This window comes from Caulobacter sp. RHG1, from assembly GCF_013181195.1.
Taxonomy (GTDB): Bacteria; Pseudomonadota; Alphaproteobacteria; order Caulobacterales; family Caulobacteraceae; genus Caulobacter.
Map to the genome: position 1 here is coordinate 91,580 of NZ_SMZP01000004.1, position 18,557 is coordinate 110,136.

An 18,557-nucleotide genomic window follows, 5' to 3' on the forward strand; every position below is an offset into this window, starting at 1 on the left:
TGGGGCGTTTTGCATTTCCGGCTCGGGTTGCGACTCCCCGCCGGCTTGCCCCATGGTGCCGCCTTCGATCGCGACGGTTCTGCGATAGGGGAGAGCGCATGCGGAAGTCTCTGTTTGGCCTGACGGGCCTGGCCTTGGTGATGATGGCTTCCGGCGCGGCTGCCCAAGGCTCTGGCGCTCAAGATCCGGGCCCCAAGGCGCCGGTGAGCTACGAGGTCTCGTTCGACAACGCCCAACACCACGAGGCCAAGATCGTCGCCACCTATCGCGACGCGCCCGCCGGGCCGCTGCACGTGCGGATGTCGCGCTCGTCGCCCGGCCGCTACGCGATCCACGAGTTCGCCAAGAACGTCTACCAGGTCAGCGCCGTCGACGGGGCGGGCAAGCCGCTGAAGGTCGAGCGCACCGAGCCCTATGGCTGGAGCATCGACGGCCATGACGGTACGGTCACCGTGACCTACACCCTCTATGCCGACCGCGGCGACGGCACCTATTCGCAGGTCGACGCCACCCACGCCCACCTGAACATGCCGGCCACCTTCCTGTGGGCTGAGGGCTATGACGACAAGCCCATCCGCGTGAGCTTCAAGCGCGCCGATCCGACCTGGAAGATCGCCACCCAACTGCCCTCGGTAACCGGCCAAGCCGACGCCTTCTGGGCCCCGAACAAGCAGTACTTCTTCGACAGCCCGACCGAGATCAGCGCCTTCGCCCTACGCGAATGGAAGGTCAGCGACGGCGGCCGCGACTACACCTTCCGCCTGGCCCTGCACCATCCGGGCACGGACGCGGACGTCGACGTCTTCACCGAGAAACTGAAGGCCATCGTGCCTGAGCACATCAAGGTGTTCGGCGAGCTGCCGAAGTTCGACCACGGGACCTACACCTTCATCGCCGACTACATGCCGCAGATCACCGGCGACGGCATGGAGCATCGCAACTCCACCTTCATCAGCCAGCCGCGCTCGCTGTTCCGCGCCAATTTCGCCCAGTTGGGCACGGCCAGCCATGAGCTGTTCCACGCCTGGAACGTCGAGCGCCTGCGCCCGGCCGAGCTGGAGCCCTTCGACTTCACCAAGGCCAATCCCACCCCGTCGCTGTGGCTGGCCGAGGGCTTCACCCAGTATTACGGCCCGCTGCTGATCCGCCGCGCTGGCCAGTCGACCACCGACGAGTACCTGGCCGCCCTGTCGGTCACGCTGAATGGCGTGATCAACGGCCCTGGCCGCCTCTACGGCTCGCCGCAGGAGATGAGCCTGCGCGCGCCGTTCGTCGACGCGGCCGCCGCCTTGGACCCGGTCAACGGCAATATCTTCACCTCGTACTATCCCTACGGCGCGGTGATCGGCCTGGCGCTGGACATGCAGCTGCGCGGACGGTCAAAGCCGCTGACCTTGGACGACTATATGAAGCAGCTGTGGCGCACTCACGGCGCGCCGGAGAAGCCCTACAAGCCTGCTGATCTTCAGGCGGCCCTGGCGCAGACGACGGGCGACGCGGGCTTTGCGGGCAGCTTCTTCAAGGCCAGCATCGAGGGCGCGGCCTTGCCGGACTTCGCGCCGCTGCTGGAGCAGGCCGGGCTGAAGCTGCGTCAAAAGTCGCCCAAGAAGGCGTGGCTGGGCGCGGCCAAGGTGCGGGTGAGCGGCAGCGACGTGATCCTCGACCAAGCCCCGGTCCCGAACTCGGCCCTCTACGCCGCTGGCGTCGAGACCGGCGATCGCATCCTCAGCATCGGCCGCTTCGAGTTCGCCAACGAAGCCGACTGGACCGACGCCCTCGACCGGCTGAAGCCCGGCGAGGCCACGACGGTGAAGTACCTCCAGCGCGGCCAGCTTCGCGAGGCCCCGCTGAAGGTCGCCGCCGACCCGACCCTGGAAGTCGTCCGCTTCGAAAAGGCCGACCTGAAGCCGAGCAAGGCGCAACTGGCCTTCCGCGCGGCGTGGCTAGGCGCGGAGCCGGCGGGCAAGTGAGGGAGCGTTGAGCTCCCTCAGTCGATCTTCACGAAGGGCGTCGAGCCGCCGGTGACTTTCGGCAGTTCGCCGTTCCACTTCTCGATGGCCAGCTGCTGCAGCACTTGAGGATTGGCGCGCAGGGCCTCGCCCTTGACGCGGATGGCTTCGGCCTCGCCGCGGGCCTTGGCGACGGCGGCGTTGGCCAGGGCGGTTTCCTTGGCCTCCAGAGCCTTGGCGGCCAGGGCTTCCTGCTCCAGTTGGGTCTTGGCCTGCATCTGCTGGATGATCGCCGCCGGGTAGCGGATTGAGCCGATCCAGTCGAGCTGGGAGACCGTCACCCCATGCTTGGCCCACTTGCTGGAGACCCGAGCATAGGCGCGCTGGATCACCATCTGGCGACCGCCGCTGTAAAGGGTCTCGACGCCGACCTTCTCGGCCTCGGCGGCGACGGCCGAGCGAACGTCGTTGCGGATCGGTCCGTCCAGCAACTGGTCGAACGACAGGCGATAGGTCTGGTAGAGGTTCGGGGCCGACGCGGGATTGACCTGCAGCGTCACCGAGATGTCGGCGGTCATCGGCAGGCCGGTGTTGTCCGAGAAGGTGATCTCCTCGTTGTCGTTGCCGCGTTCGTCCTTCTCGCGCGTGTAGCTGTAGGTGCGCTGGATCACCGGATACTGGATGATCCGCTCGCCTATGCCGCGGAAGTACCACCGGGCGGGCAGGGGCTCGGGGGCGACGCCGGCCGACGAGCCCAGGGTGCGGATCTTGACCCCGACATTGCCCGGCTCGACCGTGGTGCTGTGGGTGGCGACCGAGCAGGAACCCAGCAGCAGGACCAGAACGGCCGTCGAGCCGATCAGGATCTGCTGACCCTTCTTCTGGAGCGGCGACTTGGGGCCGCCCTTGCGTTGGCTGGCGAAGGGGCTGTCGGTCATTCGGAATCCCTGGACTGAAGCTTGGAGGTTCTGGAGAGGTCGCGCAGCAGGATCGCAGCCAGCTTGCCAAGAACCAGGACGCCGGCGACGAAGGCGATGGGGGCGGCCACGAGGCCGAAGTCCGTGCCCGAGCCCCACAAAGGCCCGACCACCATGCGCAGCAGAACCACCACCAGGCAGACCCAGCCGGCCAGATAGGCGGTCGCCTTGGCGTAGATCACTCGCAGCTCCCCCCACGTCGCACTCCTCCCATGGTAGATCGTCAAGCTGGGCTGGATGCAAGAGGCGGTGTCGCGCGCACCGGAATGTTCGGCTAGGTTGGCGCCATCTGCCAACGCTTGCGCAAACCCGGTCACGATGAAGCTCACCCGCGCGGATCGGAAGATCCTTCAGATCCTGCAGGAAGACGGCAAGATCTCGAACGTCGACCTGGCCGAGCGGGTGGGGTTGTCGCCCAGTCCGTGCCTGCGGCGGGTCAAGCAGCTGGAGGCGACGGGGCTGATCGCCGGCTATGTAGCGCTGCTGGATCGCCGCAAGGCGCGGCTGGACGTGCTGGCCTATGTCGAGGTGCAGGTCGACCATACCGAGGGCGCGGCCGAGGCCTTCCAGCAGGCGGTGCTGCGCGAGCCCGAGGTGGTGGGCTGCTACGTCATGACCGGCAGCTTCGACTATCTGTTGCGGGTGGTGGTGCCCAATCTCGACGCCTATGCCGACCTGACGATGAAGCGTCTCTTGAAGATGCCAGGGGTCAAGGACGTGCGCTCCTCGTTCGTGCTGGACACGATCAAGGATTCCACGGCCTTGCCGCTGGACTACATGGACTAGGCTGCTAGTCGGCCGGGCGTCGGGTGAAGACGCCAACGGCAGAGGCCAGGAAGCCGGCAGTCAGGATGAGCAGGATCTCGGCCAGGCCCGGGGCCCAGACCACGAACGGCGGAGCGCCGCCGTCGTAGACGATGCGCACCACCATGTTGGTGGCCTGGAACACCGCGCCGGCCAGGCCCAGCAGGATCCCGCCCGACGCCAGCCGCGCCGACAGCCTTGCGCCGCCGGCCCAGCGTTCGCGCCGGATTGCGCCGATCAGGGCGGCGATGATCAGGGCCAGCAGCACCACGACCAGGGTCTTGGTCACCGGACCGGTGTCCAGGAACACTGCGCCGAACTTGTTGCCGCGCGCCCCGGTCCGCACGGCGTTCTCACACAGGGCCGGACCGGCGCTGGCGAAGGCGGCGAGGACGCCCAGGGCGATGTGATGGATGCGGTTCATTTTCCCTCCGATTTACGAGTGTAGTTTCTCTATCGGCTAGAAAATTACGATCGTCAATTTTCATGTGGGCGCGTCGCGTTCCATGGAGATGGCATTTAGTAGCTCATAGAAACCTCTTGGTGGTGGAATGTGACTGAATAGATTTGTCTATCGGTCATTATCGCCACGTTATGCTTCTGGCGCTGCGATAAGCTGCCTTCCGTCGATCGTACAGAAGGCCGTCATGACCTCATCCTCCGTTTTCGCCGGCCTGTCGCCGCAGGCCCCGGATGCGCTGCTGTCGCTGATCGGCGCCTATCGCCGCGATCCGCGCGCCGACAAGATCGACCTGGGCGTGGGCGTGTTCCGCGACGACCTGGGCGCGACGCCGGTCATGCGCGCGGTCAAGGCCGCCGAGCAGGTGCTGGTCAATGTCCAGCCGTCCAAGGCCTATCTCGGTCCGGAAGGCGACATCGGCTATCTGGACCTGCTGAAGCCGATCATCTTCGGCGCCGACGTCAGCCACGAAGTCTTCGGCGTGCAGACGCCGGGCGGCACCGGCGCGTTGCGCCTTGGCTGCGAACTGCTGAAAGCCGCCAAGCCGGACGCCCGGGTGTTCATCGGCGCGCCGACCTGGCCCAACCACACCCAGATCCTGGACCAACTGCGCCTAGAGACGGTGACCTTCCGCCATTACGACCAGCGCGCATTGCGCCTGGACTTCGACGCCTTGATGACGGCGCTGGAGACGGCGCGGGCGGGCGACATCGTCCTGCTGCACGGCTGTTGCCACAACCCGTCGGGCGCCGACTACGACCTGGCCCAGTGGGCGGCGATCGCCGAGACCGTGGCGCGCAAGGGCCTGACCCCGCTGATCGACCTGGCCTATCAGGGGCTTGGCCTGGGTCTGGAGCCCGACGCGGTCGGCATGCGCCTGGTTCTGGCCGCCGCCGATGACGCCCTGCTGGCCTATTCCTGCGACAAGAACTTCGGCCTCTACCGCGAGCGGGTCGGGGCGCTGTACGCCTTGTCGCGCGACGCCGACACCCTGGACCTGGCCGCCAGCAACATCCGCGCCCTGGCGCGCACCAACTGGTCTATGCCGCCCGATCACGGCGCGGCCATCGTGCGGGTTATCCTCGAATCCGAAGCCCTGACCACCCAGTGGAAAGGCGAGCTGGAGGCGATGCGCACCCGCGTCACCGACCTGCGTCTGCGCTTGGCTAAGGCTGTTCCCAGCCTGGCGCCGCTGGTCTCGCAGCACGGCCTCTTCGCGCTGCTGCCGCTGGCTCCGGCCCAGGTGGCCCGACTGCGTGAAGACCACGCGATCTACATGGCCGGTTCCGGACGCATCAATCTGGCCGGCCTGACCGTTACCAATCTCGATAAATTTGCGCGGGCCTATGAAGCCTGCCTGCAGGGAGAGCCCGCATGACCGTAAGCGATCAAAACCCTCTCGGCCTCGACGGCTTCGCCTTCGTCGAGTTCACCAGCCCCGAGCCGGCCGCCATGAAGGCGCTGTTCGAGCAGATGGGCTTCGTGGCCGCCTCGACCCATCCGACCAAGGCCGTGACCCGCTACAAGCAGGGCCGCATCAACCTGCTGGTCAATGACGAGGCGACCGGCCAGGTGGCCGAGTTCCGCGCCGCCCACGGCCCCTCGGCCAACGGCATGGCGTTTGGCGTCGCCGACGTCGAGCAGGCCTATGCCGAGGCGCTGAAGCGCGGGGCCGTCGCCGCCGACGCCTCGGCCACGGTGCTGGGCGAGGGCGCGCGGGTGCTGGAAGGCATCGGCGGCTCCATGCTGTACCTGGTGGAAGGCCCCGAGGTGGTGTTCTCGACCTGGACCCCGGTCGCTGGCGCAGCCGAAGCCGAGGCGGCCAACAGCGTCGGCCTGGATCTGCTGGACCACCTGACCCACAACGTGCGCCGCGGCCAGATGCGCACCTGGTCGACCTTCTATCGCGACGTCTTCGGCTTCGAGGAGCAGAAGTATTTCGACATCAAGGGCCAGGCCACCGGCCTGTTCAGCCAGGCGATGATCGCGCCCGACAAGGCCATCCGCATCCCGCTGAACGAGAGCCAGGACGACAAGAGCCAGATCGAGGAGTTCATCCGTCAGTACAACGGCGAGGGCATCCAGCACCTGGCCCTGACGACGGACAATATCTACGACACGGTCGAGAAGCTGCGCGCCCGGGGCGTCAAGCTGCAGGACACCATCGAGACCTATTACGAGCTGGTCGACAAGCGCGTGCCCGGTCACGGCGAGGACCTGGAGCGGCTGAAGAAGAACCGCATCCTGCTGGACGGCAATGTCGGCGAGGAAGGCCTGCTGCTGCAGATCTTCACCGAGAACCTGTTTGGCCCGATCTTCTTCGAGATCATCCAGCGCAAGGGCAACCAGGGCTTCGGCAACGGCAACTTCCAGGCCCTGTTCGAGAGCATCGAACTGGACCAGATCCGCCGTGGGGTGATCACGGTCGAGGCTTGATCCAAGGCTGATGGACGGGGCTCTGGCTCCGTTCCACTATCCCGTCTCCCCGGCGAAAGCCGGGGCCCAGGTGAAACCCACGAACCGTCCCGGATGAATCTGGGTCCCGGCTTTCGCCGGGAAGATCGGGTGTGGGGGAGGACGCACGTGACCAGCACCGACGCGCTCAAATACCAGACCGGCTTCCACAACCACTTCGCCACCGAGGCCGTGGCGGGCGCCCTGCCGATCGGCCAGAACTCGCCGCAGCGGGTGCCGTTCGGCCTCTATGCCGAGCAGCTGTCGGGCGCGGCCTTCACCGCGCCGCGGCATGAGAACCTGCGCAGCTGGCTCTACCGCCTGCGGCCCAGCGCCGGACACGGGGCCTATCAGCCCTATGCGCAAGACAAGCTGATCTCGGCGTTCGGCGGGCCGGTGACGCCTAACCGCCTGCGCTGGAGTCCGCTGGAGATCCCCGCCGCCCCGACCGACTTCGTCGATGGCCTGACGACCCTGGCCGGTAATGCCGACGCCGCGACGCTGAACGGCATCGGCGTCCACGTCTACCTGGCCAACGCCTCGATGAAGAACCGGGTGTTCTACAATGCCGACGGCGAGCTTCTGCTCGTGCCGCAACAGGGCGCTCTGACCCTGGTCACCGAGTTCGGCGTGTTGAGCGCCGGCCCCGGCCACATCGCGGTGATCCCGCGCGGCGTGCGCTTCCGGGTCGAGGTTGAAGGCCCTTCGCGTGGCTATGTCTGCGAGAACTACGGCGCGGCCTTCCGTCTGCCGGAACTAGGGCCGATCGGCTCGAACGGCCTGGCCAATCCGCGCGATTTCGAGACCCCGGTAGCGGCCTTCGAGGACGTGGACGAGCCGACCCTGGTCATCCAGAAATTCCAGGGCGCGCTGTGGGCCGCCGAATGGGACCACAGTCCGCTGGATGTCGTGGCCTGGCACGGCAATCTCGCGCCGTATCGCTATGACCTGTCGCGCTTCAACACCATCAACACGGTCAGTTTCGACCATCCCGATCCGTCGATCTTCACGGTCCTGACCTCGCCCAGCGATACGCCCGGGACCGCCAACTGTGACTTCGTGATCTTCCCGCCGCGCTGGATGGTGGCCGAGCACACGTTCCGCCCGCCCTGGTTCCACCGCAACCTGATGAGCGAGTTCATGGGCCTGGTCCACGGCGCGTACGACGCCAAGGAGGGCGGTTTCTCGCCGGGCGGTTCGAGCTTGCACAACTGCATGAGCGATCACGGCCCGGACGTGGCCAGCCACCACAAGGCCACGGAAGCCGAGTTGGGGCCCCACAAGATCGACGGGACCATGGCCTTCATGTTCGAAAGCCGCTGGGTGATCCGGCCCACAAAGTTCGCACTGGAGAGTTCGGCGCTTCAGGGTGACTATGACGCCTGCTGGACGGGCTTCCCCAAGGCGCGTCTGCCTTAAGCAACGACAAGAAGAAGGAAGCGCTGATGAAGCTCGCGTCTCTCAAGAACGGCCGTGACGGCCGGCTGGTGGTGGTCTCCAACGACCTGGCCTGGTTCACCGACGCCGGCACGGTCGCCCCGACCTTGCAGGCCGCGCTGGACGACTGGGACCGCTGCGCGCCGCTGCTGCGCGGCCTGGCCGAGAGCCTCGAGCACGGCGCGGTGCCGCAGGATCGTTTCCACGAGCACGACGCCGAGAGCCCGCTGCCGCGCGCCTACCAGTGGGTCGACGGCTCGGCCTACGTCAACCACGTGCAGCTGGTGCGCCAGGCGCGCGGCGCCGAGATGCCCGAAACCTTCTGGACCGATCCGCTGATGTACCAGGGCGCGTCGGATGGCTTCCTGGCCCCGCGCGATCCGATCCCGCTGGGCGATGCGGCCTGGGGCTGCGACCTGGAAGGCGAGGTCGCCGTCATCGTCGGCGACGTGCCGATGGGCGCCAGCCGCGAGGAAGCCCTGGAAGCCATTCGCCTGGTCATGCTCTGCAACGACGTCTCCCTGCGCAACCTGATTCCGGCCGAACTGGGCAAGGGCTTTGGCTTTGTGCAGTCCAAGCCCGCCAGCGCCTTCTCGCCGGTGGCGGTGTCGCCCGACGCTCTGGGCGACGCCTGGAAAGACGGCAAGCTGCACGGCGCGCTGCTGATCGAGCTGGACGGCAAGGACTTCGGCAAGGCCGACGCCGGCGTCGACATGACCTTCGACTTCGGGACCCTGGTGGCCCACGCCGCCAAGACCCGCAATCTCTGCGCCGGCACCATCGTCGGCTCGGGCACGGTCAGCAACCGCGACGCCGACGGCGGTCCCGGCAAGCCGATCTCGGAAGGCGGCCTGGGCTATTCGTGCCTGGCCGAGCTGCGCACGGTCGAGACCATCCTGCACGGCGCGGCCAAGACGCCGTTCCTGGCCGGAGACGACACCATCCGCATCGAGATGAAGGACGCCAAGGGCCACTCAATCTTCGGCGCCATCGAGCAGACGGTCGAGCGCGTTTGAGCGAAGAGACTGCTGCTGTCGCAAGGATCTGGTCGACGCGCGCCGGGATCAATCTCGGTCCGCTCGACCTGATCGCCGACGGCAAGGCGCGTAACTACGTGCTGCAGATCGGCGAGGCCCGCTTCCACGGCTTTGTGGTGCGAAAAGGGGAGGCGGTGTTCGGCTATGTCGACCGCTGCCCCCATGCCGGCCTGCCGCTGGCCCAGGAACTCGATCGTTACCTGACCCCCGACGGCGACCTCATCACGTGCTCCTGGCACGGCGCGGTGTTCACGGTGGAAGAGGGCGACTGCGTCGGCGGGCCCTGCGTGGGCGCCAAGCTGTCGTCCTGGCCGGTCGAGGTGAAAGACGGGCGGGTGGTGACGGCTTAGATCCAGACGAGAGAACGGCCGCCCTCCTCGGGAAGGCGGCCGCTTTCGTTGGCGTTGCGCCGAAGTCTACTTCTTCTTCGCGGCCTGGACCTCGATCTCGACCAGCATGCCGTCGGCGACCAGGGCCGTGATCTGGCTGGTGATGCGGGCCGGCTTGTTGGGCTGCTCGGCGGTTCCGAAATAGGTCTTGTAGCCTTCCATCATGCCGGCGAAGTCCATCTTGCCGCCCTTGGCCGGGTCGCCGACCAGCAGCACGCGCATCATCACGACGTCGGCCATGGTCGCGCCTTGCGTCTTCAGCGCGGCTTCGATGCGGCCCAGCACGCCCAGGGTCTGGGTCTTGGTGTTGCCGAACTTGGCGACGCCCGTGGCCTTCTCGTCGACGACTGGCGGGGTCATGCCCGAGACGTAGATGGTGTCGAAGGTCGACGGCACCGTGACGACGCTGGCGATAATCGACTTGGGATCGCCGCCACGGACGATCTCTTGAGCGTTGGCGGCGCCGGCGATGGCGCAAAGGCCGACGGCCAGGGCGATGAGGCGTTTCATGGGTCTTCTCCCGGTTATGGATGTTTCGAGACTAGTGAGCTTGCAGGCCGCGGGCCTGGGCGCCGGCCTTGGCCGCCACGCGGGCGGTGGCCACGTCGCTGGGGCGGACGGGGCCGCCCTTGTTGCCCCACGATGAGCGGACATAGGTCAGGATCGCCGCGAGTTCGGCGTCGCTGAGATCGTCCTTGAAGGCGGGCATGCCGGCGCGGCCGTTCAGCACGGTCGTGGTCACCACGCGGGCGTTGCCGGTGACCAGCGGCGAGCCGGCCAGGGCCGGGAAGGCGCCCTTGACGCCCTTGCCGGTCATCTGATGGCAGGCCGAGCAGTTGTCGGCATATTGCGACTGCGGCGTGGGCGGCGCGGCCAGAGCCGGCGTGGCGAAGCCGGCGATCAGAGCCAGGGCGGCGAGACGGGAAGCGAGGGTCATCTTCGTTTCTCTTGGTCTTAGGCTTGCTGCACGCGGGCGTGGATCTTGGCGATCTGCTGCCAGGCCGACTCGATGGCCCCGGCTTGCCAGCCGCCAAGGTAGCTGAGGTGTTCGCCGGCCAGATAGAGGCGGCCGTCGGGCTCGCAGAGGATCGGATAGGCGTTCTTGCGGCCGTCCTCGCCCCACTCGGCCCAGCCGCCCAGATTGTGCTCGGCCAGGTGCCAGCTGAAGGAGAAGGCCTTCTCGAAGTTCTCAGCGTATTCCGGGAAGATCTTCTGGCCGCCGGCCACGGCGAACGCCGCGCGATCCGCCGGCTTCTTGGCGCTGATCCGCGCCGCCTCGCCGCCGAAATTGTAGTAGCCCAACAGTACGCCCTTCTGGCCCTGCCAGCCGTAGGAGGGCAGGCTGATCGAGCCGATGCCGGGGATGTCGTTGTAGATGTGGCCGCCGTAGATGTGGTGCTTCTCTTCCCAGAAGCGCGACTTCATCTGCAGGCCGATCTTGTTGACCGGGGCGTAGGCCACGCCCTCCATCGCCGTCTTGAACGGCGCCGAAGCGTCCAGGTCGATCTGCTTGAGCACGCTCAGCGGGATGGTGCAGACGCAGTAGTCGGCGGTGACCTCGCCGGTCTTGCCGTCCGCGCCCTTGAACGACACCGTGACGCCGGTGGGCGACTGCTTGATCTTCTCGACCACGGTCGAATAGCGGATCATCGGGCCGACCTGCTTTTCGAAGGCCTTGGCGATCTGGTCCATGCCGCCGATCGGCTGCAGCATGGTGCGCTGCTGCTCGTAGCCGGTGACCGAGCTGAGGACCCGCCAGGCGTCGCTGTCCAGCACGTCCTTGAAGGCGAACGGCGGCAGCTCCTTGCCGGGACCCGGATTGACGCCGGCGCCGGGATGGACCGAGAAGCCGCGGCCTTCGGTGCCCTTGTAGGCCAGGTCCTTGGTCAGGCGGCCTTCGTTGACCAGATAGGCGATGAACTTCTCGCGGTCGACGCCCGACAGCGGGGCGTCCAGCTGGCCCTGGCTGGCGGCCTTGGCGACCAGTTCGGCGGTGTAGCCGCGCACATCGGCGGCGATCTCGCCCTTGCGCACCGGCTTGCCGGCCAGCGGCCCCGCGCCCTTTTCGAAGTAGACGTAGGAGGCGTCGTTGTCGTTGACGAAGCTCTCCAGCGGCACGCCGAACTGCTTGGTGTAGTGCAGGGTCGAGCGGTGGTGATACGGGATCCGCCAGGCGCCGTGGTTGATGTAGTGGCCGTCGTCGAAGTCGCAGACCTGGGTGTTGCCCAGGAGGTCGGTGTGCTTGAAGCCCTTGCGCGCGGTCTGGCAGCGGCCGCCGGCGAAGTCGCGGGCCTCCAGGATCTGGACCTGGTAGCCGGCCTTGGACAGCTCGTAGGCGGCGGTCATGCCTGCCAGGCCCGCGCCTAGGACGATGATCTTGGTGTTCTTGGCGCCGCCCGTCAGCGTCGGCGGCAGCTCGCTGGCCGAGGCCATGCCGTAGCCCAGGGCTTCCATCCCCGACAGCACCAGCGACATGCCGCCGACCGCGGCCAGGCTCTCGAAGAACCGCCGGCGGGTCAGAACACCACCGACAGACGCACTCAATTCACTCATGACTATCCCCGCCGCCTTGTTGGGGGCATCTCGAAAGTCGGACCCGGTCGAGGCAATCCGTTTCCCCGGAACATCGGCAGTGACATGTCAGACGCCTTGCCATTGGGCGCCGGGGGCGGGCTTTGAGCGATCGGTGAGCGGGATCGTCTATCGGGATCCGAATCCCTGTTTTCTGTGCGCGAGCCGTCCACGCAGGAGTCGTCCATGACCTCGATCGCCCCCGACCTTCGCCTGCGCCTCGCGCGCGCAGAGGACATGCCGGCGCTGTCGGCGCTGATGGACCGGGCGATCGGCGAGCTGCTGTCGGCCTTCCTGCCGCCCGACGGCGTGGCGGCTTCGTTCGAGGTCATGGGCCTGGACACCCAGCTGATCGCCGACGGCACCTATTTCGTGGTGGAAGACGGCGAAGCGATCGCCGGCTGCGGCGGCTGGAGCCGGCGCGCCACCCTGTTCGGCGGCGATCACTCGGCTGGCCGCGACGCGGCGCTGCTGGATCCCGCGACCGACGCCGCCCGGGTCCGCGCGATGTACACCCACCCCGACCACACCCGCAAAGGCGTCGGCCGGCTGGTGCTGGACGCCTGCGAAGCGGCCGCCCGCGCCGAGGGCTTCTCCCGCGCGGAAATGGCCGCCACCCTGGGCGGCGAGCCCCTGTACCGCGCCTGCGGTTATGCGGTCATCGAGCCTTTCGAAGCCGAGACCTCGACCGGCTACCGGGTGCCGCTGCTGCGGATGGGCAAGGCGCTGTAGCGGCTAGAGCGGTTTGATCATCGCCCAGTAGTTCCGGGTGTCATCGCCCGGGCCGCCCCTCACGGGGTAGGCGAAGGTGCGGTCAAGCCGCCACCCGTTCCTTTCGTAGAAGTCGCGGGCGCGGATATTGCCTTCAAGGCAATGCAGCTCCGCCTGGACGACGCCCTGTCTGGCCATCTCGCGTTCGGCGGCCATCAGCAGCGGTCTGGCCAGGCCTTGCCCGCGCCAGGTCGCATCGAAGAAGAGCTGACCCAGGATCGGACCCGACCAGGCGGCGAAGCCGGCGAGCTTGTCGCCATCCTCGAGCAGCAGAATGTTCGTTGGCAAGACGGAGAGCTTGGCCTCGAAATAGGCCAGGTCACGAGCCTCGCGTTCGGCTGGCGGCATGGCCGCGGCGTGGGTCTCGCGCCAGACGCGGTGATAGAGCGCTGCGACGGCGGGGAGGTCGGCGGTCCGCGCCGCGCGGATCTGGTTCTGCGAGACTCCCATCGCGCCGCCCTCCCTATCTTCTGGTTGAGCTTACTCAAGCAAAAGGGGCGGGCCTAGCAGCCCGCCCCTTCGCATTTGATTTTTCGACCTGCTTAGAACGAGAAGGTCAGGCGGCCGTAGTAGTAGCCGCCGTTGATGCCGTATGGCGAGAAGCCCGGATACTGGGTCACGCAGCCGCCGCCGGACGCGATACAGGCAGTCTGGAAGGCGGTGGAGAACTTGTCCGGATACTTGTTGAAGGCGTTGTTGGCCCCGATCGCGGCCACCACGCCCATCGGGAACTTGTAGGACAGCTCCACGTCGGTGATGGCGGCGGCGCTGGCGACCGTGGTCTGCAGCGGACCGGTGCCCGGGTCGGCCAGGGCTTCAGCCTTGCCGTAGAAGGTCTCGGTCAGCGACAGCGTCACCTTGCCGAAGGTGTAGAGGCCGTTGAGGCCGATCTTGTACTTCGGCGCAGCCCTTTCCAGCAGCGAGGCGGCGTTGCCGGCGAACAGCACCTGGCCGCTCGGGAAGGCGGCGCTGGTGGTGGCCAGAGCGGTCGGGGCAGCCTTGACCTTGGTGATCTTGGTCTTGTTGACGTTGCCCGACAGCGTCAGGTCGATCCGGCCGTAGCCGCCCAGGTCCACCGGGTAGGCGACGACGAAGTCGAGGCCGCGGGTCCGGGTGTCCAGGCCATTGGAGAAGATGTTGATGCCGGTGCTGGCCACCGTGCTGTCCAGCACGTTGCCGTTGGCGGCGATCGCAGCGTTGACGTTGGTGTTGACCACCACGCCGTTACGCAGGCCGTAGACCGAGCTGGAGCCGAAGATGCGGTCCTTCAGATTGATCTGATAGGCGTCGATCGTCGCCGTCATCTTCGGGATCGGGTGAGCCACGAGGCCGAAGCTGTAGTTCATCGACTTTTCGGGCTTCAGCGCGTCGATGCCCAGCAGGCGGGCGGCCGGCGAGTTCGGCGCCAGCTGCACGAAGGCGCTGGTCGGCGACACGTTGGTGGCCGAGTAGAACGACTCCGCCAGGGTCGGGGCGCGGAAGCCGGACGAGACGGTGCCGCGGACGGCGATCATCTCGTTGAAGTCGTACCGGCTGGTCAGCTTGGCGACGGTGGTGTCGCCGAAGTCGCTGAACTTCTCGTAGCGGACGGCCGCGTCGATCTTCCAGGCCTCGACGGGCGACAGCGCGACGTCGCCGTAGATCGCCCAGCTGGTGCGCGAATGGCCACCGGCGTCGGTCTTCTGGAAGCCGGGATACGACTGCGAACCTTCCTTGTAGGTCGAGGCCGCGTCGCCCGCGCCGATGCGGTAAGTGTCACGGCGCTGTTCGTAGCCCAGGGCGACGTCCATCGGCGCGGCCAGGCCCACGTCGAAGCCGCGGCGCAGATCCAGGTTGTTGGTCCACTGGGTCGTGCGCCAGCTGCCGGCATGGAACGAGGTCGGCGAGAAGCCGCGGGTCGTGGTGGTCGAGGTGTCGACATAGAGGCTGGCGTTGATCGAGTCCTCGACCCGTACCTCGATGTCGTCCTTGCCGTAGGTCGAGGACAGGTCGACGTTCCAGCCGGCGATCTCGCCCGAAGCGCCCAGGGTCAGGGCGTAGTCGTCCTCGATGATGCGCTCGCGGGGCGAGAAGCCCAGCGGGAACGGACGGTCGACGGCGCCCATGCGCCCTTGGACGCGGTTATAGCGGCGGTAGTTCTCGTAGGCCGAGGCGTCCTTGTGGCCGTAGGTGCCGAACGAATAGACCTCGAAGCCGCCGCCCAGCTCGACCCCGCCGTTGAAGGCCAGGTTCTGCATCCGATACTCGGCGTCGCCCGAGATCAGGTTCAGGTTCGGATAGCCGGGGATCAGGCTTTCGACGGCGTTGTTGGCGGCGGAGTAGCCGGGGCTGGCCGGGTTGAAGACGCGCTGGTCGGGCAGGCCGCGGTTGGAGAAGCCGTGGTACTTGGCCTCGACCGTGACGTTCAGATAGCTGTTTTCGGTCGGGGCCATGCCGACGTTGACCGAGGCGCCGGCCGTCTTGCCGCCGCCGTCGATATATTCGCCGCCCGTGGCCGAGATCGAGCCGCCGCCGGGGTTCTTCTTCAGGATGATGTTGACGACGCCGGCGATGGCGTCGGTGCCGTACTGGGCGGCGGCGCCGTCGGTCAGCACTTCGATGCGGCCGATGCCGGCCATCGGGATGAAGGCGAGGTCGGCGGCCGCGGCGCCCTGATAGACGCCCGACAGAACGGCCAGGTTGCCGGTGGTGTGGCGGCGCTTGCCGTTGACCAGCACCAGGGCCTGGTTGGGCGACAGGCCGCGCAGACGGGCCGACAGGGTCAGGTTGGCGGTGTCGCCGCCGAACGCCTGGGCGTTGAACGACGGAACCAGATTGGCCAGGCCCAGACGCAGGTCGACCGCGCCAGTGCGTTCCAGGGTGCTGGTGTCGACCACTTGCACGGGGGCAGGGCTGTCGATGACCCGCAGGCCGGTCTGGCGCGTGCCGGTGACAATAACGGTGTCGATCTCGCTGCTTTGTTCAGGCGGCGTAGCGCCAGTTCCTGAGCCTGCGGCGAAAGAAATGGAAGAATATCCCATAGTAACAGATAGCGCCGAAATGCCCGCGAGAAGCGCGGGTTTGAAACGCTGAGTCATTAATAGCCCCCTCATTGTATTTATTGACGCGTGACGATTTCCTTCTCCAAGGCGTTCTTCTCCCCGTGGTTCTTATTTTTGACGCGGGTACTAAAAACAGATCGGTTACTCTCCGATCTATTCAGGGGGATTGAAGTCGCCGCGTTCGGCAATGGCGGGCTGTCAGGAAAGCGCCACAACCGCGCAAGCGCCCGACGGGCGCCGTTTTGCGCGGCGACGGATTGCGGATTTTAGGCAGAACGACGTTCGGATCGGCGCATCGAGGGGGCGTTTCGTGCGCGAGCCGGCGTCGTATCAGGCGACGAGGCGCATCGGTTCGGCCACGTCGTCGGTCTCTTCCGTCTCGAACAGATCGAAAGCTTCTTCCCAGAGGGTCAGTCGCGACTCGCGTAGTTCGGCGTCATCGGTGACGCGGACGATCTGGTCCTCGCGGTCGTTCCACACCAGGCCGATGTCGGTGACGCGCTCGACGTCGCGGCCCAGCAGCAGGAACATGTCGGCCCGGGCTGCGCGCTCATGGCTGATCCGGCGCAGGGTGCGGCCGCCGCCCATGTCGCGGTAGATGTCGGCGAAGTCCATCACGGCCGAGATCAGGGCCTGGTTGACGGGGGCGACGGTCCAGGACGGGCAGGCGAAGCGGGACATCGGATTCTCCAGTGTCGATGTCGACAGAATGTGCGCGCCTTGCGACAAAAACGGTCGTATAGCGTGAGCGGATCAGGCGAAGTGTGAGCGGTTCGCCGCCTGGATGCGCGATTTAGAGAAGTCCCATGAGACATGAGAAAGCGACCCGTCTTCTGGATCTGGCCCGGATGCTGGCCGGCTCGGCTGAGGGGCTGACCCTGGACGAGATGGCCCGCAACCTGGATGTCGGCCGCCGCACCGCCGAGCGGATGCGCGACGCCGTCTGGACCGCCTTCCCGCAGATGGAGGCGATCGACGATCCGCCCACCAAGCGTTTCCGCATCCCGTCGGGCCTGGACGGCGTCTTCCAGACCCCGACCGCCGAGGAGCTGGCGGCCCTGCGCAGCGCCGCCGATGGCTACAAGGCCTCGGGGGCCGAGGCCCGGGCAGCATCGCTGTACGCCCTAGAGGGCAAGCTGCTGTCGGCGCTGCGCGGCGCGGCGCGGCGCAAGGTGGCGCCGGACGTCGAGGCCCTGGTCCAAGCCGAGACCATCGCGGTGCATGCCGGACCGCGTCCGTTCGAGGACGCCGCGGTGCTGGCCGCCATCCGCACGGCGATCAAGGGGCTGTCGGCGCTGTCGTTCCGCTACGAGGGCGGCAGCACGCCGGGCCGCACCCGCGAGGTCACGCCGCTGGGCGTCCTGTTCGGGCGCAGCAATTATCTGGTGGCGGCCGAGGGGCAGGGCGGCCAGCCGCGCTCCTGGCGCCTGGACCGGATGAGCGACCTGAAGGTGCTGGATCGCGCCGCCTCGCCGCCCGCCGACTTCTCGCTGCAGGCCTTCGCCGACGAGAGTTTCGGCATCTATCACGACGAGATCCAGGACGTGGAGCTACGCATCAAGGCCAGCCGCGCCGAGGACGCCCTGCGCTGGCGCTTCCACGCGACGCAGAAGGTGGCGCAGGAAATGGACGGCTCGGTGACGGTCACGTTCCGGGCGGGCGGCATGCGCGAGCTGGCCTGGCACCTGTTTACCTGGGGCGGAGATATCGAGATCGTCGGGCCTCAGGCGCTGAAGGACACGATGGTCCACGAGCTGCGCGAAGCTGGCCTTGCGCACGGCGCGTGGGTAGAGACCCAGGCATGAACTACCGTCACGCCTTCCACGCCGGCAACTTCGCCGACCTGCACAAGCACGCGATCGTGCTGGCCATGCTGTCGGCTCTTCAGAAGCAGAGCGACGCCCTCTCGGTGATCGACACCCATGCCGGGGCCGGCGGCTACGACCTCTCGGGCGAGATGGCCCGTCGTTCCGGTGAGGCCCAGGCGGGGATCTTCCGACTGAAGGCCGCGACCGACGCGCCGGCCGTGTTCGGCCCGTTGCTCAAGGCCGTCGCCGAGATGAACGGCGGCAAGCCTGGCGATCTCTATCCCGGTTCGCCGCGCCTGATCGCCCGCGCCCTGCGCAAGACTGATCGCTATGTAGGCTGCGAGCTGCGGCCGGACGACGTCCATATCCTGCGCCAGACCCTGACCCCCTACGTCAGCGCCCAGGCGCTGGAGGCCGACGGCTATGCGACCGCCGTCGAGCGGGCGGGCAGAGGGGGGCGCGCCTTCGTGGTCATCGATCCGCCGTTCGAGCGGCCCGACGACTACCGGCAGATCGCGGCGACGACCCGCGCCGTCCTGGCCCGCGCGCCCGACGCCGCGCTGGCTGTCTGGCTGCCGATCAAGGACCTGGAGACCTTCGACGCGTTCTTGCGATCGATGGAGGCGGTGACCGGAAATCTGCTGGTCGCCGAGCTGCGGCTGCGGCCGCTGACTGATCCGATGAAGATGAACGGCTGTGCGATGGTGATGGTCAATGCGCCGGCTGGCCTTGATGCCGCGGCGACGGAAGCAGGCGACTGGATCGCCTCGCGCCTGGGCGAAAAGGGCGGTCGCTCGCGGGTGTGGAGCGCCTGACCTGGAGCGTGGCAGCCGAAAGTGTGAGCGGTTTCGGCGTCTGC

At 67.2% G+C, this 18,557-nt stretch carries 19 protein-coding genes; 10 read left to right on the forward strand and 9 right to left on the reverse strand.

The window, feature by feature from the left end; genetic code table 11:
- The first annotated feature begins 98 nt into the window (after nucleotides 1-98).
- A complete protein-coding gene (locus E1H18_RS11520) occupies nucleotides 99-1,970 on the forward strand; it encodes a M61 family metallopeptidase (RefSeq protein ID WP_172268000.1) in 1,872 nt (623 codons plus the stop codon).
- Nucleotides 1,971-1,987: 17 nt separating this feature from the next.
- Here the strand turns inward: E1H18_RS11520 and E1H18_RS11525 are convergent, their stop codons facing one another.
- A complete protein-coding gene (locus E1H18_RS11525) occupies nucleotides 1,988-2,887 on the reverse strand; it encodes an SPFH domain-containing protein (RefSeq protein WP_172268003.1) in 900 nt (299 codons plus the stop codon).
- Nucleotides 2,884-3,108 carry a hypothetical protein gene (locus E1H18_RS11530; RefSeq protein ID WP_172268006.1) on the reverse strand — a complete coding sequence of 75 codons (225 nt, stop codon included), beginning with the start codon at nucleotides 3,106-3,108 and terminating at the stop codon, nucleotides 2,884-2,886. The genes E1H18_RS11525 and E1H18_RS11530 overlap by 4 nt, the downstream gene beginning before the upstream one ends.
- A 136-nt stretch (nucleotides 3,109-3,244) precedes the next feature.
- On the opposite strand from E1H18_RS11530, the gene E1H18_RS11535 reads away from it, so the two are divergent.
- Nucleotides 3,245-3,712: an Lrp/AsnC family transcriptional regulator gene (locus E1H18_RS11535; RefSeq protein ID WP_172268009.1), complete on the forward strand. Its 468-nt coding sequence runs from the start codon at nucleotides 3,245-3,247 to the stop codon at nucleotides 3,710-3,712.
- 4 nt (nucleotides 3,713-3,716) lie between these two features.
- On the opposite strand, the gene E1H18_RS11540 is transcribed toward E1H18_RS11535, so the two are convergent.
- Nucleotides 3,717-4,154 (reverse strand): hypothetical protein, encoded by a 438-nt coding sequence (locus E1H18_RS11540; RefSeq protein ID WP_172268012.1) that lies wholly within the window; start codon nucleotides 4,152-4,154, stop codon nucleotides 3,717-3,719.
- A 223-nt stretch (nucleotides 4,155-4,377) separates the two neighbouring features.
- On the opposite strand from E1H18_RS11540, the gene E1H18_RS11545 reads away from it, so the two are divergent.
- The 5 genes from E1H18_RS11545 (at nucleotide 4,378) to E1H18_RS11565 (ending at nucleotide 9,468) form a co-directional block, all read left to right on the forward strand.
- Nucleotides 4,378-5,568, forward strand: a complete 1,191-nt coding sequence (locus E1H18_RS11545) for an amino acid aminotransferase (protein ID WP_172268015.1) — start codon at nucleotides 4,378-4,380, stop codon at nucleotides 5,566-5,568.
- Nucleotides 5,565-6,626, forward strand: a complete 1,062-nt coding sequence (hppD, locus tag E1H18_RS11550; RefSeq protein WP_172268018.1) for a 4-hydroxyphenylpyruvate dioxygenase — start codon at nucleotides 5,565-5,567, stop codon at nucleotides 6,624-6,626. Before E1H18_RS11545 ends, hppD begins: the two co-directional genes overlap by 4 nt.
- Before the next feature lie 147 nt (nucleotides 6,627-6,773).
- The gene (gene hmgA, locus E1H18_RS11555; RefSeq protein ID WP_172268021.1) at nucleotides 6,774-8,063 is read left to right on the forward strand and encodes a homogentisate 1,2-dioxygenase; all 1,290 of its coding nucleotides are present in this window, start codon (nucleotides 6,774-6,776) and stop codon (nucleotides 8,061-8,063) included.
- Nucleotides 8,064-8,089: 26 nt separating this feature from the next.
- Nucleotides 8,090-9,097: a fumarylacetoacetate hydrolase family protein gene (locus E1H18_RS11560; protein ID WP_172268023.1), complete on the forward strand. Its 1,008-nt coding sequence runs from the start codon at nucleotides 8,090-8,092 to the stop codon at nucleotides 9,095-9,097.
- Nucleotides 9,094-9,468 carry a Rieske (2Fe-2S) protein gene (locus E1H18_RS11565; protein ID WP_172268025.1) on the forward strand — a complete coding sequence of 125 codons (375 nt, stop codon included), beginning with the start codon at nucleotides 9,094-9,096 and terminating at the stop codon, nucleotides 9,466-9,468. The genes E1H18_RS11560 and E1H18_RS11565 overlap by 4 nt, the downstream gene beginning before the upstream one ends.
- Before the next feature lie 66 nt (nucleotides 9,469-9,534).
- Here the strand turns inward: E1H18_RS11565 and E1H18_RS11570 are convergent, their stop codons facing one another.
- From E1H18_RS11570 to E1H18_RS11580, 3 genes are read right to left on the reverse strand one after another with little or no spacing between them, the layout of a single operon-like run.
- Nucleotides 9,535-10,017: a RidA family protein gene (locus tag E1H18_RS11570; protein WP_172268027.1), complete on the reverse strand. Its 483-nt coding sequence runs from the start codon at nucleotides 10,015-10,017 to the stop codon at nucleotides 9,535-9,537.
- A gap of 31 nt (nucleotides 10,018-10,048) precedes the next feature.
- The gene (locus tag E1H18_RS11575) at nucleotides 10,049-10,444 is read right to left on the reverse strand and encodes a cytochrome c (RefSeq protein WP_172268029.1); all 396 of its coding nucleotides are present in this window, start codon (nucleotides 10,442-10,444) and stop codon (nucleotides 10,049-10,051) included.
- Between the two features lie 17 nt (nucleotides 10,445-10,461).
- Entirely contained in the window at nucleotides 10,462-12,060 is a 1,599-nt protein-coding gene (locus tag E1H18_RS11580; protein WP_172268031.1) for a flavin monoamine oxidase family protein, read from the reverse strand.
- Nucleotides 12,061-12,264: 204 nt separating this feature from the next.
- Between E1H18_RS11580 and E1H18_RS11585 the strand changes: the two genes are divergently transcribed.
- Entirely contained in the window at nucleotides 12,265-12,810 is a 546-nt protein-coding gene (locus E1H18_RS11585) for a GNAT family N-acetyltransferase (RefSeq protein ID WP_172268033.1), read from the forward strand.
- 3 nt (nucleotides 12,811-12,813) lie between these two features.
- Here the strand turns inward: E1H18_RS11585 and E1H18_RS11590 are convergent, their stop codons facing one another.
- The 3 genes from E1H18_RS11590 to E1H18_RS11600 form a co-directional block, all read right to left on the reverse strand.
- The gene (locus E1H18_RS11590) at nucleotides 12,814-13,299 is read right to left on the reverse strand and encodes a GNAT family N-acetyltransferase (protein ID WP_172268035.1); all 486 of its coding nucleotides are present in this window, start codon (nucleotides 13,297-13,299) and stop codon (nucleotides 12,814-12,816) included.
- A gap of 92 nt (nucleotides 13,300-13,391) precedes the next feature.
- Nucleotides 13,392-15,869 carry a TonB-dependent siderophore receptor gene (locus E1H18_RS11595; protein WP_241735989.1) on the reverse strand — a complete coding sequence of 826 codons (2,478 nt, stop codon included), beginning with the start codon at nucleotides 15,867-15,869 and terminating at the stop codon, nucleotides 13,392-13,394.
- A gap of 351 nt (nucleotides 15,870-16,220) precedes the next feature.
- Nucleotides 16,221-16,571: a hypothetical protein gene (locus tag E1H18_RS11600; protein ID WP_172268039.1), complete on the reverse strand. Its 351-nt coding sequence runs from the start codon at nucleotides 16,569-16,571 to the stop codon at nucleotides 16,221-16,223.
- 125 nt (nucleotides 16,572-16,696) lie between these two features.
- Here E1H18_RS11600 and E1H18_RS11605 point away from each other — a divergent pair, with 125 nt between their 5' ends.
- Nucleotides 16,697-17,695 (forward strand): YafY family protein, encoded by a 999-nt coding sequence (locus E1H18_RS11605; protein WP_172268041.1) that lies wholly within the window; start codon nucleotides 16,697-16,699, stop codon nucleotides 17,693-17,695.
- On the forward strand, nucleotides 17,692-18,513 hold the full coding sequence (gene rlmJ / locus E1H18_RS11610; RefSeq protein ID WP_172268043.1) for a 23S rRNA (adenine(2030)-N(6))-methyltransferase RlmJ: 822 nt from the start codon (nucleotides 17,692-17,694) through the stop codon (nucleotides 18,511-18,513). The genes E1H18_RS11605 and rlmJ overlap by 4 nt, the downstream gene beginning before the upstream one ends.
- The last annotated feature ends 44 nt before the right edge of the window (nucleotides 18,514-18,557 follow it).

Bases quoted from the DNA above. Each gene is read 5' to 3' on its own strand.
- E1H18_RS11570 (WP_172268027.1), bottom strand. From the start codon at position 10,017: ATGAAACGCCTCATCGCCCTGGCCGTCGGCCTTTGCGCCATCGCCGGC.
- E1H18_RS11535 (WP_172268009.1), top strand. From the start codon at position 3,245: ATGAAGCTCACCCGCGCGGATCGGAAGATCCTTCAGATCCTGCAGGAA.
- E1H18_RS11580 (WP_172268031.1), bottom strand. From the start codon at position 12,060: ATGAGTGAATTGAGTGCGTCTGTCGGTGGTGTTCTGACCCGCCGGCGG.
- E1H18_RS11590 (WP_172268035.1), bottom strand. From the start codon at position 13,299: ATGGGAGTCTCGCAGAACCAGATCCGCGCGGCGCGGACCGCCGACCTC.
- E1H18_RS11600 (WP_172268039.1), bottom strand. From the start codon at position 16,571: ATGTCCCGCTTCGCCTGCCCGTCCTGGACCGTCGCCCCCGTCAACCAG.
- hppD (WP_172268018.1), top strand. From the start codon at position 5,565: ATGACCGTAAGCGATCAAAACCCTCTCGGCCTCGACGGCTTCGCCTTC.
- E1H18_RS11540 (WP_172268012.1), bottom strand. From the start codon at position 4,154: ATGAACCGCATCCATCACATCGCCCTGGGCGTCCTCGCCGCCTTCGCC.
- E1H18_RS11595 (WP_241735989.1), bottom strand. From the start codon at position 15,869: ATGGGATATTCTTCCATTTCTTTCGCCGCAGGCTCAGGAACTGGCGCT.
- E1H18_RS11585 (WP_172268033.1), top strand. From the start codon at position 12,265: ATGACCTCGATCGCCCCCGACCTTCGCCTGCGCCTCGCGCGCGCAGAG.
- E1H18_RS11560 (WP_172268023.1), top strand. From the start codon at position 8,090: ATGAAGCTCGCGTCTCTCAAGAACGGCCGTGACGGCCGGCTGGTGGTG.
- E1H18_RS11525 (WP_172268003.1), bottom strand. From the start codon at position 2,887: ATGACCGACAGCCCCTTCGCCAGCCAACGCAAGGGCGGCCCCAAGTCG.
- rlmJ (WP_172268043.1), top strand. From the start codon at position 17,692: ATGAACTACCGTCACGCCTTCCACGCCGGCAACTTCGCCGACCTGCAC.
- E1H18_RS11520 (WP_172268000.1), top strand. From the start codon at position 99: ATGCGGAAGTCTCTGTTTGGCCTGACGGGCCTGGCCTTGGTGATGATG.
- E1H18_RS11545 (WP_172268015.1), top strand. From the start codon at position 4,378: ATGACCTCATCCTCCGTTTTCGCCGGCCTGTCGCCGCAGGCCCCGGAT.
- E1H18_RS11605 (WP_172268041.1), top strand. From the start codon at position 16,697: ATGAGACATGAGAAAGCGACCCGTCTTCTGGATCTGGCCCGGATGCTG.
- E1H18_RS11575 (WP_172268029.1), bottom strand. From the start codon at position 10,444: ATGACCCTCGCTTCCCGTCTCGCCGCCCTGGCTCTGATCGCCGGCTTC.